Consider the following 11,479-nt stretch of genomic DNA (forward strand, 5'->3'; position numbering starts at 1 on the left):
GATCCGCAAGAACAGGAATGACCATGAAAATCTTTGTTGACCGCCAGCTCTGCGAGAACCACGGGCAGTGCGCCATCGCCGCACCCGATGTATTCCGGATGAATGCCGAAGGCATTCTCGAGTACGACGAAAACGTCGACGACTCACTGCTTGCAGACGTCGAAGACGCCCAGGACGCATGCCCGGTCCAGGCAATCTTCATCCAAGACCAGCCATGACCCGCAAAATCGTCATTGTCGGTGGCTCCATGGGCGGTCTACGCGCAGCTGAGCAGCTCCGGGCTTCCGGCTGGACCGAGACCATCACCATCATCGGCACCGAACCACACCTGCCCTACAACAGGCCCCCGCTGTCCAAAGAACTCCTGGAGAACCCCGGGACCGTCGATGCCGCCCTGGACTCAGTCAGATTCCGCCACCGCGGTTCCGTCGCTGACGTCGAGTGGCGGCTCGGCACCGAGGTCATCTCGGCCGATCTCGCGAACAACTCGCTAACTCTGGCATCTGGTGAAGCAGTGAGCTACGACGGTCTCGTCATTGCCACAGGTCTTCGTCCCCGCCGATTGCCTTTGCCAGGTCCCCTTCGCGGACGGCACGTCCTCCGAACCATCGAAGACGCCGTCGAACTGCACCAGGAACTGCGGGAAGGCACCCGGGTAGCAGTCATCGGGGCTGGCTTCATCGGCTGCGAAACCGCCGCAACTGCAACGAAGCTCGGCTGCAAAGTCACCCTGCTTGAGGGCACGAGCGGACCCATGCAACGCGCCCTGGGCGAAGAGCTCAGCGCGGGGATCAGGGACTACTTGGTCGGTCAGGGCATCAATTACCACGGGCACGCCAGAGTCTCAGGACTGTTGTCGGCAGAGAACGGCAAGGACGATGAGAGCCGCTGCAGCGGCATTGTTCTTGACGACGGGACCGAAATCCGGGCAGATGTCATCATCGAATCTGTTGGCTCAATTCCCAACGTCGAATGGCTGGAAGGTAACGATGTCGACATCACCAATGGTGTTCTATGTGACGAACACCTCCGGGTGGTGGGAACCGACAACGCCGTGGCCGTCGGCGACATTGCCCGTTTCCCCGACCTACGGAACCGTTCCGGTGCCCGAAGGATCGAGCACTGGTCCATCCCAGGAGACACCGCGAAAATTGCCGCTAAAGCTCTCATCGCGAAGCTAAACGGGACGGCACTCCCGGAGCCCGCAGTTCCTCTCCCCAGCTTCTGGAGCAACCAGTTTGATCTCAAAATCCAGGGCGTTGGCAGCCCGAACCTGGCAACAAGGATCGTTGAACTCGAGGGTTCGGCCAAGACCCCGCAAGACGGAGTCGTCATGGGCTATTACCAGGACGACGCCCTCGTGGCTGTCGTAAGCGTCGACCTGCCGGCTGACCGCCAGCTCCACTACCGGCAACTCGTCAAGGACAGGCATTCAGGCCTGCCGCAGCAAGACAGCCAACTCCAAGCCATCTGAACCAAGAACCGAGAACACCATGACTACACTTTCCGAACGTCCGGTCCTTGACGTCATAAACGACCGCAACGCCTTCGCAGTCCACCAGGACAAGAACCTCAGCGCTGCAGTAATCGAAGACGTGCAGCGCAAGATTAACGAAGCCGGCGTTGAGTACATCTACTACATGATCCCCACCATCGGATCACGCGTCATAGCCAAAATGGTCCCCGCAAACCATTTCAAGCGGAACCTCGAAAAAGGCATCGCCTTCCACCGCACCGCGGTAGCCGACCTTCAAACTGACCGGTTTGGCAACCTCATCGGCGGCGGCATCGAAGCAAAGGAATTCGTGGCACTGCCCGACCCGGAAACCTTTGCCCCACTGCCGTGGGATACCTCAGTCGCGCGAGTCTTCTGCAGCGCATACGAGCCGCCGCATCTTAACGAAGTAGGTGGCCGGCCGTTGGCCACGGATTCGCGTAACCTGCTGAAGCGCACCCATGCCGCGTTCACCGAACGTACCGGTATTGAGGTCCGTTCAGGGTGTGAACCCGAAATGACATGGACCGGCCCGGGCATGGAAGTAATCAAAAAGCCTGGTTCCAGCCCGGCCTACCAAGTCGAAAACCTCGAACGCATGCGCGAAGTTTTCAAGAAACTCGTAACTTATTCCAAAGCGCTCGGGCTTGACATGATCGAAGGCGACTACGAAGACGACGGCCAGCTTGAGCTCAACTGGATGTATGACCGCGTCGAACTCACAGCAGACCGTCTCGTCACGTACCGCCAAATCTGCAAGCAGGTCGCCCGTGAGCTGGGAATTCATGCATCATTCATGCCCAAGCCATACACCGGTTCAATGGGGAACGGCTGCCACCACAACCTCAGCCTATGGAAAGACGGCACCAACCTCCTGATCGACGAGGGCCGGGTCGAACTGCACTTGAGCGACATCGGCCGCCACGCTGTAGGTGGAATGCTCGAACACGCTGCTGGGTCCATGGCGGTCATGGCCTCAACCGTCAACTCTTACAAGAGGTTCTGGGACGCAGGCCAATTCGCTCCGAGCGCCGTGAACTGGGGCCTGGACAGTCGCGCATGCATGGTCCGGATTTCTTCCAACGGACGCATGGAGTACCGCCTGCCGGACGCCAGCGTCAATCCATACCTGTCCCACACCCTGTTGATTGCCGCCATGGAAGATGGCATCAATAAGCAGACCGACCCAGGCAGGCCCCTCGATGAACAGCAGCGGGGGTCGGCAGAACCCAGGTTCAAGCCGCTCCCGCTGACGCTGGGGGAGGCCATCGATTCCCTCACCGCAGACCCGTTCATTCTCGGCTCACTGCCTGAACAGCTCGGTGACGTCTACACCCAGCTTAAGACGGATGAGTGGGCACGCTACTGCGGGGCAGTGACTGACTGGGACCGCAGCATGTACTGGGAGACCCTTCCATGAGCGGCCGCCTGACACTTGCCTGCATCGACTCGGAAGCGCCGCCCCTCTTCAATGCCAGCCCGGATGGTGTACGCCGAACCGGCTACGAGCCGGAGGCCGCGGAACTCATCGCGAGTGAAATCGGCCGCGACGTGAATTGGCTCATCACCTCCTGGACCGAGATGATCCCCAAAGTCCAGGCAGGCGAAGCAGATGCGGTTTGGTGCGGCCAGGGCATTACGGCAGAGCGGCAGGCGCAGATTGACTTCACCGTTCCTTACGCGATCTTCGATGAAACGGTACTCGTCCGCAAGAATGACCCAGCACGGGGACCCGGGGACCTTGCCGGCTATCGCGTTGCTGCTATCGCCAACAGTACGAACATGGCACTTGCGGAAACTTTTCCCGGGATCGTGCCTGTCCCCTTCGGTGCCAGTGATGATGTCTTTGCTGACATGCTGGACGCCCTACGTAAAGGAACCGTCGACGCCGTCGTGGACGATGACGTCGTCACGGTTCCCCTCGGAGCGGACCCAGACTTCGCGATCGCCTGGACCGAACCAACTGGAAACCGGTGGGGAGTCGGTGTGGCACCTGGCAACACAGAGCTGTTGCAGCAGTTGAACCAGGCACTGGAAACAGTCATCGCTGACGGCCGGCTTGAGGCCATCTGGACCAAGTGGATGCCTGATCTCGAGTTTCCCCTGCGTCCGCAAGGACATGGACGATGAGCACCCCGGAAAGCGTATCGCCTTCAAGTGCGGAACCCGGCCGGGACCGTCCCCTGATCGGAGTGCCGGGCATGTGGTCCGGAGCGGTCCAAGGACTCCGCTTCGACGGCATTGCTGTGGCCGTTGAGGTGCTGCGTTCGATCCAGCGCGCCGGGGGCGAGCCCGTCATCCTGTTTCCTAACGAGGACGAGGGGAACGAGTCCCGGTACGCCGAACTCGATGGAGTCGTCATACCTGGCGGCGCCGACGTTTCGCCAGAACTTTACGGAGAGGTCTCCACTGACAAAACCAAGGTGGCCCACTACAAGGGGCAAGATGCCGCCGAGATATCTGTCATCCGCGCATGCATCGAGATGCAGATACCGACTCTGGCGATTTGCAGGGGCATGCAGTTGCTGAACGTGGCCTGCGAAGGAACCTTGAACCAGCATCTGGCCTCCGAGGCCATCGATCACGTGAACAGCCTGCACACCGTGCAGGTCGTTGAGGGCACACTCACCGCGGCCGCGATCGGGACCCCCTCACCGACGGTGTCGTCGTACCACCATCAGGGCATAGCCAAGCTCGGACGAAACCTCAAGGTTACTGGCCGAGCAGAAGATGGGGTCATCGAAGCCATCGAACATGAACAAGCACCAATCATTGCCGTCCAGTGGCACCCCGAAGACAACGCCGCGACCTTGAAATCAGACCAATCGCTCTTCGATTGGGTAGTGAGGGAAGCCCGACCCCGAAGCTTGGGCCGGGCCAAGCCCTCAGAAGAAAAAGAGAAAGTAGACATTGACTGATGACTAACCGACACGGTCGCGTCAGGACCATCGCTCCCATCACGCCAGCTGACGTTATTCCCGATGGTTTCGCCGACCTTCCAGGTAACGCACCGATCATCGCGGTGGTAGTTTCCTTGAACTTCCCTGACATGACCGTCGAGGTGTCTGAACTTGTCAAGCGCTTCACCAGGACCGCGATGGAAACCTTGCTGAATGCGGGTGCCAGAGCGGTCCTGGTCGACAGCAGTGCCTCCGCCTTGCCGGACCCCAAACACATTGAAAATGCCGACGGGGTGCTCTTTCTAGGTGGCGGCGACGTTGATCCCAGCCTGTACGGGGTACGCGGGCCCGTGCCCAACCTTTACGGCGTTGAACGACGCGCGGATGAGTACTGTATGGAACTCATCGATCAGACCCTCACCCGCGACGCGCCCATGCTGGCAATTTGCCGTGGTTCGCAACTCCTTAATCTCACGTGCGGCGGGACACTCATTCCGGACCTGGATCCCTACAAGCTGCACCGCGGCGGCAAAGGCGAAAGCATGTTCCTCGACGAGCCGATCACCATCATTCACGGCACCCGACTCCACAACATTCTGGGCCAGGACCGCATCACCGTCCGCTCCGGGCACCATCAAGCAGTCGAACAGGCCGGCCCCACGCTCCGAGTCGCCGCCGTGGCTGACGACGGCATCATCGAAGGTACCGAGCATAAAGACAACACCTGGGTGGTGGGGGTGCAATGGCACCCCGAAGACTCAGACGGAAACGCAGACGACCGAAAACGTCTCTTTGAAGCTTTTGTTGAGCAAGCAGTCCATTACTCACAGAAAACAGACGATCGGGCTGTGGCCCCTACATCCGGCCCGCTCTGATCACTCAGGAGGAAAGGTACAGGAGATGAAGATCCAGACCGGGAACGTCCAACGCGGTCTTCACTGCGCCGGCCGGAAGCTCCCTGATGCGGTCTCCCACAAGGAATCGACCGGAATTGCCAACGATCACACGGTCTTGCCCATTAAGGAGAGCAGCGTCATTTCTCATGGTCCGAAGAGCCGGGACGAGAACTGTTTCGAGATCAACAACTCTGATATCGCTTCCCGTAACACCAACAAAAGCCTCGTGTACATACAGGGGCACCGTCAATGTCACGATGTACTCGCCCATGCCGAGATAGTCCAAATACGGCCCCACCATAGTCAAATGCCCAGTACGGGCGGCGATGGTGAACCAAGGCTGCTGTTCATAGTCGTAGAAGGAGTCAGTGTCCGGAATCAAGTCGAACTCCCGCTTGCTGATCCGGCCCGCCTCATCTCTGAGCCACCACTCCAGAGCCCCCAGGTCCTTGGCCAAGCTGGCAACAGCAAAAATTGCTCCAGCGCCTGCAGCAGCCCGATGTTGTTCCAGGAAAGCGCGAGAAACCACAGCGAGATCAACAAGGTCGGAATCGGCTATCTGGGTGCGGCCGCCCATTCGCTTAGCAAGCGAATCGCTCATTTCGCGTGCGGCGGACTCCAGGTCGTGGTAAAAAGAATTGAACCACTGGGTGATCTCATTTGCACAACTTTGCGCCGTTATCTCAATACTCATAAAAGTTCCCTGTCATGCCCCGCGTATGTCAGCGTTAGTTTGACGTCAATCAGATGATAAATATTCGCACGAATGTGCTCCAGCGCAATCTTCTGCGCCAGATTGGCATCATCCCGACGAAGCGCCGCAACGATGCTCAAATGATCTTCAAGAGCACGGGATTTATCAAATTCCTTCGTAAGAGGTGCCCACAGCAACTCACCAACTTCGGATTGAAGCCGGATTTCGGTCATCATAAGACGTTCGGACTGGGCGACAACCGCAATGCCAATATGAAACCTGCTGTCCGCACGCGTCCTGGACCCCGGGGAATCAGCGCGGCCGAGCGCATGGGCCAGCGACTCCAAATGGTCCAGATCCGATGGATCGGCCCGGTCTGCCGCCATGCGCACTGTTGCTGCCGCAATGGCAGCGTGCTCATCCCCCATGTCCCTCAAGCCCGCCATGGAAAGCGCTGCCACCCGGCTGCGCAATCGTTCCACGGAAGGCACTGGTGCACCCACAATGAAAGTTCCGCCCCAGCGGCCTCGGCGCGTCTCCACAACCCTGAGGTCCCTCAAGGTCGACAAAGCTTCCCGGAGGGTCGCCACGGCCACCCCGAACATGTCGGCCAACTCAAGTTCGGCAGGCAACTGGTCTCCTGGGCGGATCAAGCCCAGAGACACGGCAGTAACGATGCGTTGTACGATCGCGTCCGCCCTGTCCAGTTCGGGGAGAGGGCGGTAAATTTGAGCGCTGAAATCAGTGGCTCCTGCCATTCAGTGTCCGCCTCCTTCCTGCGCCATCAGACTCCATTGTATGTGATTCTATATTCCTCCTTGAAATTTCCGGCTAGCTGGCCGGGTGAGTCGAAATCACACAACAGTCGTTTCCAGAAATACTTCCAGTCCAAATTTTCGAACAACCGAATGATAGGGTTATAAAATGACTGCATATCAGACCGTGAATCCAGCCACAGGCGAAACACTGCGGGTATTTCCGGAGGCAACGTCAGCGGAAATCAGTGATGCAATCAGTCGCGCTCATGATGAGTATCTCAAATGGCGGGAAACGCCTGTTGCTAGTCGGTCAAAAATCATGGCTAAAGTTGCCGACTTATACCGCGAACGCCAAGATGAACTGGCTCGAATCATCAGCCTTGAGATGGGAAAGCCTCTGTCGCAGGCGCGGGGTGAAGTCTCCTTTGTGGCGGACATCTTCGAATACTATGCCGTCGAGGGGCCGGGTTTCATGCAGGACGAGCACTTGGACGTAAAAGGCGGAGGCGAAGCCATCGTCAGATCAGCCCCGGTTGGCGTGCTGTTGGGAATCATGCCCTGGAACTATCCCTACTATCAGGTCGCACGTTTCGCGGCTCCGAACCTAATGCTGGGCAACACGATCCTCCTCAAGCACTCAGCAAATTGCCCCCAATCCTCTCTGGCAATGGAGCGCATCTTCCACGATGCAGGCCTTCCCGAAGCTGCCTACATCAACGTCTTCGCGCGGAGGGAACAAGTCGCGCAAATCATCGCCGACCCCAGGGTGCAGGGAATATCGCTCACGGGCAGTGAGGGAGCAGGCGCAGCCGTGGCCGAGGTGGCCGGGCGTAACCTCAAAAAGTACGTATTGGAGCTTGGTGGCAGCGACCCCTTCATTGTGCTCGACACTGACGACATGGACGCCACCGTGAAGGCAGCCGTCAGCGGGCGCATGAGTAACGCCGGCCAAGCATGTACCGCTGCCAAGCGGTTCATCGTCGTCGCTGACCTGTACGACGAATTTCTTGAAAAGTTCGCCCAGGAGATGGCCCAAATCAAACCTGGTGACCCGCTGTCCGCGGACACAAAGTTTGGGCCAATGTCCACGCAAAGCGCGGCCGACGAGCTGATAGAGCAGATTCAGGACGCCGTTGATAAAGGTGCCACCTTGAAGACCGGCGGCAAGCACCTGCCTGGCCCCGGTGCCTTTGTGGAACCAACAGTTCTCGCCGACGTAACACCCGATATGCGTGCGTTCTCAGAGGAACTGTTCGGCCCCGCCGCAGTTGTCTATAAGGTGACAGACGCAAACGAAGCCGTCGAACTCGCCAACAATTCTCCATACGGTTTGGGAGGCGCAGTATTCAGTGCGGACGTCGAAAAGGCAAAAGCCGTCGCGGACCGCCTTGAAACAGGAATGGTTTTTATCAACGGCAACACAGACTCCCAGGCGGATCTGCCGTTCGGCGGAGTGAAGCGCTCTGGCGTAGGCCGCGAACTTGCACGCTACGGCATGAGCGAGTTCGTCAACAAGAAGCTCATTCGCACCCCGCTGCCGCCCGCATCAAAGGCATGATCCCAACAAGCTGATCGAGCCCCAGAAACAACCAAGGCCCCTCGTTCTCGCATCCGGGGGGCCTTGGTCAAAGGGAAAGCACCTGCGCTCTGTGTTGAGCGCTTTGGACATGTCAGCGTCTGATGAACAGTGGGGGGTTCCTAGGCATGGTGGGAGCGTTTCAAAAATCTGTCTTTAGATTTTAATCCCGCTCTCAGATGGAATGCATGAATACCGCAATCTTAGGCAACCAGGGGGATATTTTGCGGAGTCTCTTGTAATCTCAAACATCTAATACTAGACTTATGAGCATGCGGCGAGGAATGAAGTTTAAAACTGGAGCCGTGCCAGTAACCAACCCGTTCATAGGAGGACCGAGATGACGCGTGAAGAAGCCTACGCCAAGTGCCCCTCGGATTCTTACGTGGAGTTGTATGGCGGCCGGTGGCTAATCATCCCATTCGCTCCCGTTGTTCAGCCCGCGCTCTTCAACTGCATTCCTGGGGGCAGCCGTAACGAATCGGATCGGCCGGCAGCTGCAATCGCGCTTTAATCACGGGTTGAGGGGCGCAGGCGGCTCCGCTGGAGGCAGCTGCGTCCGTGAGTCTCACCAAACCGCCAGGCCCTCTCCACACTCGCAACGGGAAGGGCCTGGTTCAAAGCACTGCAAAGACACCCTGCTTCCGCTAAGGGACTAAATCGAAGGGGCCTAGTCACGTGACGATAGTCAATGGTTTATCTGGTTCGCGCGGCCCGGTGACACACGGGACTGTGCGATCAGGCGACCTCGCTCATACGAGTGGTTGGTGGCGGCCGGACGGAGAACCGGCACCGTTTCGATATTTAGCGGCCGGGGAAACTCTTCCCCGGCTTGGAGGAAAAAATACCTACTGGGCCCTTGTGCTGGATATAGAACCTGGAGCTCGAGCCAGCATTACCAAGATCAGGATAGACCGGTAGCTATCTACTGCTAATGCTGGATTCTGGATCTTACGGTCGCTTTCCGGCCAGAATGTCAGCGCTGGTCGAAAAGTGAGCCATTTCGTGGGCTTGGCGTCTAGTGGTCGTTGCAACACCTGAACCTTTAGGAGTTGCATTTGGCAGAGATGAAGAGAGCAAGAAAGTCCCGGGGCGCCCCTCCAAAGAACGCCGCTCGGGCTCACTATGATCAGCTGATGAAACAGGGAATGGGCAATTCTGAGGCCTGCCGGATTGTGGGAATCAGCCGAAGCTCGGGGACGCGTTGGCGGCATGGCCACTCGGTTGTTCTGAAGTCCGGAGACATCAAAAAGGTTGCTCCCATCTCGCATCAGAGGCCAGCCGTAATCTCCGCCCGGTTCCTCTCTGAGTCGGAACGGATCACGATCGCAGACCTCCTGCATGCGGGACGGAGTATTCGCGCTATCGCCACAGAGCTCGGGCGCAGTCCATCGACAGTGAGCCGGGAAATCCGACGGAACATTCACGAGCCCTCCGGTAACTACCGTCCTCGCACGGCCCAGCGCAGTGCCGAGCGTCGACGGAGCCGCCAGCGCACGGGAAAGATCGCAACTAACCCAGTGCTGCAGCAGTTCGTGCGGGAACACCTGAAACAGCGCTGGAGTCCCCGTCAGATCAGCAACCGCTTGCGCACCGTTTTCCCTGGCCAACCGGAAATGCACGTTGTCCCGGAGACCGTCTACCAAGCCCTCTACGGGCGCGGAAGCCTGGATTTGGCCGTGGATCCAGCAGTAGCCCTGCGCACCGGAAGGACCGGTCGCCGGCCACGTCGTCGGAAGGAACACCGAACCAGGCGCTTCCCGGACATGGTCATGATCCGAGACCGGCCGGCAGATGCGATCGGCAGACTAGTACCTGGGCATTGGGAAGGGGACTTAATCATTGGAAAGGGAGGCCGCTCTGCCATCGGCACTCTGGTCGAACGGACCACGCGCTTCATCGTCCTCGTACACCTGGCCGGTAACCGCGGAGCTGAGAATCTGCGCGATCGACTGGCCGAAGCGATGGGACCGCTACCGGCTCATCTACGCCGATCTCTGACCTGGGATCAGGGCACTGAGATGGCCTGCCATCAGGATTTCACACGGCAAACACTCATTCCTGTGTACTTTTGCGACCCAGCCAGCCCCTGGCAACGCGGATCCAACGAGAACACCAACGGCCTGCTCCGCCAGTACTTTCCGAAGGGAACAGATCTCAGCGTCCACACCCGCGAACACCTGGCAATGGTCGCCGCCGAACTCAATCAGCGACCACGTGAAATCCTCGGATGGCAAAGCCCTTTGGAGCACCTCACTAGACTGGTCTCACCGTCGACCGAACCATAATTGTTGCAACGACCGCTGAACTCCGCCGCCGTCACAATGGCTCACTTTTCGACCGTCACCGACACAGAAATCATAGGAGCACGACTAGGAGGCATCCTCTATGCTCCCTTGCGGGCAGCGAACCTGGCCAGCGCGCCCGCGCAGTGAAGTTCATCAAGCGCGCCGTGAAAGCTCGAACATGCATGGAGGAGAGAAGAATGTACCTTGGTGCTATCTGGTCGGCCGGTTTGCCTCTATGAGGCGTTGTAAGTCCTGCGCAACATCGACCAGAGCTTGCGACCGCCATGCCTCGCGAGGGGCTTGGGTTTGCTTGCGTGCTCGGCTGGATCTCCTCAGCCGTGTGCCCTCGGCCCATGACCAGGAACGTGACGGATCGTGGGGTTGGTTCTCGCTCAGGGGGTCGTAGAAAAGTAGCGCGGGGACTCCAAGTTCGTGTTCCATCATTGCGCGTTCCCTTAACCTAGAAGCCTTCCAAGAAGCAGAGCCACCTGTCCCTTAGGGTTTCAGGTGGCCCTGCACTGAGCTGATTTGCCGCCGACTCACTTCCTAGTCTGTTTCTGGCCCTGTGCAGAAGTCGCAGTCATCTTCGCAGCTCCTGGTGGGGCGGCCCCGGCGGCTGTCGACTAACTGGCATGATCGCATTTTGCGGTCTTTCTGGGGTTTTATTGTCGGCCGATGAGGGCGTAGGTGTCGGGTTTGTTGCGTTTGAGGATGAGGGCGGTGATGATGCCGGCGACGACGAGGCCGTAGAAGTAGCTCAGGAGAATGAAGACTGCTGGGCCTGTGTTGCCGAAGAGTGCTTCGAGGTTGGTTGTTGCGATGGCCAGGGTGAGTCCGATGCCGATGAGGGCTGCTGCTGGGGCGATGACGCG

General features: G+C 58.7%; 10 protein-coding genes and 1 pseudogene. 8 read left to right on the forward strand and 3 right to left on the reverse strand.

Translation table 11 applies throughout. The features are described from left to right. Positions 1-23: 23 nt before the first annotated feature. From ACIPY2_RS20810 to ACIPY2_RS20835, 6 genes are read left to right on the forward strand one after another with little or no spacing between them, the layout of a single operon-like run. Positions 24-218, forward strand: a complete 195-nt coding sequence (locus tag ACIPY2_RS20810; protein WP_400268304.1) for a ferredoxin — start codon at positions 24-26, stop codon at positions 216-218. Beyond that, entirely contained in the window at positions 215-1,474 is a 1,260-nt protein-coding gene (locus ACIPY2_RS20815) for an NAD(P)/FAD-dependent oxidoreductase (protein WP_400268305.1), read from the forward strand. The genes ACIPY2_RS20810 and ACIPY2_RS20815 overlap by 4 nt, the downstream gene beginning before the upstream one ends. A gap of 19 nt (positions 1,475-1,493) precedes the next feature. Continuing rightward, positions 1,494-2,915, forward strand: a complete 1,422-nt coding sequence (locus ACIPY2_RS20820; protein ID WP_400268306.1) for a glutamine synthetase family protein — start codon at positions 1,494-1,496, stop codon at positions 2,913-2,915. Then, a complete protein-coding gene (locus tag ACIPY2_RS20825) occupies positions 2,912-3,625 on the forward strand; it encodes a substrate-binding periplasmic protein (protein WP_400268307.1) in 714 nt (237 codons plus the stop codon). Before ACIPY2_RS20820 ends, ACIPY2_RS20825 begins: the two co-directional genes overlap by 4 nt. Next, positions 3,622-4,413 carry a gamma-glutamyl-gamma-aminobutyrate hydrolase family protein gene (locus ACIPY2_RS20830; RefSeq protein WP_400268308.1) on the forward strand — a complete coding sequence of 264 codons (792 nt, stop codon included), beginning with the start codon at positions 3,622-3,624 and terminating at the stop codon, positions 4,411-4,413. Before ACIPY2_RS20825 ends, ACIPY2_RS20830 begins: the two co-directional genes overlap by 4 nt. Beyond that, complete coding sequence (locus ACIPY2_RS20835) at positions 4,413-5,270, forward strand: gamma-glutamyl-gamma-aminobutyrate hydrolase family protein (protein WP_400268309.1); 858 nt, start codon at positions 4,413-4,415, stop codon at positions 5,268-5,270. Before ACIPY2_RS20830 ends, ACIPY2_RS20835 begins: the two co-directional genes overlap by 1 nt. A gap of 4 nt (positions 5,271-5,274) precedes the next feature. On the opposite strand, the gene ACIPY2_RS20840 is transcribed toward ACIPY2_RS20835, so the two are convergent. Beyond that, complete coding sequence (locus tag ACIPY2_RS20840; protein ID WP_400268310.1) at positions 5,275-5,985, reverse strand: cache domain-containing protein; 711 nt, start codon at positions 5,983-5,985, stop codon at positions 5,275-5,277. Continuing rightward, positions 5,982-6,743: a FadR/GntR family transcriptional regulator gene (locus ACIPY2_RS20845; protein WP_400268311.1), complete on the reverse strand. Its 762-nt coding sequence runs from the start codon at positions 6,741-6,743 to the stop codon at positions 5,982-5,984. Before ACIPY2_RS20845 ends, ACIPY2_RS20840 begins: the two co-directional genes overlap by 4 nt. 166 nt (positions 6,744-6,909) lie before the next feature. Here ACIPY2_RS20845 and ACIPY2_RS20850 point away from each other — a divergent pair, with 166 nt between their 5' ends. Together ACIPY2_RS20850 and ACIPY2_RS20855 are read left to right on the forward strand one after the other, a co-directional pair. Next, positions 6,910-8,301, forward strand: a complete 1,392-nt coding sequence (locus ACIPY2_RS20850) for an NAD-dependent succinate-semialdehyde dehydrogenase (RefSeq protein WP_400268312.1) — start codon at positions 6,910-6,912, stop codon at positions 8,299-8,301. A gap of 1,166 nt (positions 8,302-9,467) precedes the next feature. After that, on the forward strand, positions 9,468-10,607 hold the full coding sequence (locus ACIPY2_RS20855) for an IS30 family transposase (protein WP_400268314.1): 1,140 nt from the start codon (positions 9,468-9,470) through the stop codon (positions 10,605-10,607). A gap of 662 nt (positions 10,608-11,269) precedes the next feature. Here ACIPY2_RS20855 and ACIPY2_RS20860 read toward each other — a convergent pair. Then, a pseudogene (locus ACIPY2_RS20860) lies at positions 11,270-11,479 on the reverse strand (hypothetical protein); the annotation flags it as partial.

Origin of the sequence: Paenarthrobacter sp. NPDC089675 (assembly GCF_044749185.1) — a bacterium.
GTDB lineage: Bacteria > Actinomycetota > Actinomycetes > Actinomycetales > Micrococcaceae > Arthrobacter.

Coding starts and splice junctions, on each gene's coding strand:
- ACIPY2_RS20845 (WP_400268311.1), bottom strand. CDS start 6,743: ATGGCAGGAGCCACTGATTTCAGCGCTCAAATTTACCGCCCTCTCCCC.
- ACIPY2_RS20840 (WP_400268310.1), bottom strand. CDS start 5,985: ATGAGTATTGAGATAACGGCGCAAAGTTGTGCAAATGAGATCACCCAG.
- ACIPY2_RS20835 (WP_400268309.1), top strand. CDS start 4,413: ATGACTAACCGACACGGTCGCGTCAGGACCATCGCTCCCATCACGCCA.
- ACIPY2_RS20830 (WP_400268308.1), top strand. CDS start 3,622: ATGAGCACCCCGGAAAGCGTATCGCCTTCAAGTGCGGAACCCGGCCGG.
- ACIPY2_RS20855 (WP_400268314.1), top strand. CDS start 9,468: ATGGGCAATTCTGAGGCCTGCCGGATTGTGGGAATCAGCCGAAGCTCG.
- ACIPY2_RS20815 (WP_400268305.1), top strand. CDS start 215: ATGACCCGCAAAATCGTCATTGTCGGTGGCTCCATGGGCGGTCTACGC.
- ACIPY2_RS20810 (WP_400268304.1), top strand. CDS start 24: ATGAAAATCTTTGTTGACCGCCAGCTCTGCGAGAACCACGGGCAGTGC.
- ACIPY2_RS20820 (WP_400268306.1), top strand. CDS start 1,494: ATGACTACACTTTCCGAACGTCCGGTCCTTGACGTCATAAACGACCGC.
- ACIPY2_RS20850 (WP_400268312.1), top strand. CDS start 6,910: ATGACTGCATATCAGACCGTGAATCCAGCCACAGGCGAAACACTGCGG.
- ACIPY2_RS20825 (WP_400268307.1), top strand. CDS start 2,912: ATGAGCGGCCGCCTGACACTTGCCTGCATCGACTCGGAAGCGCCGCCC.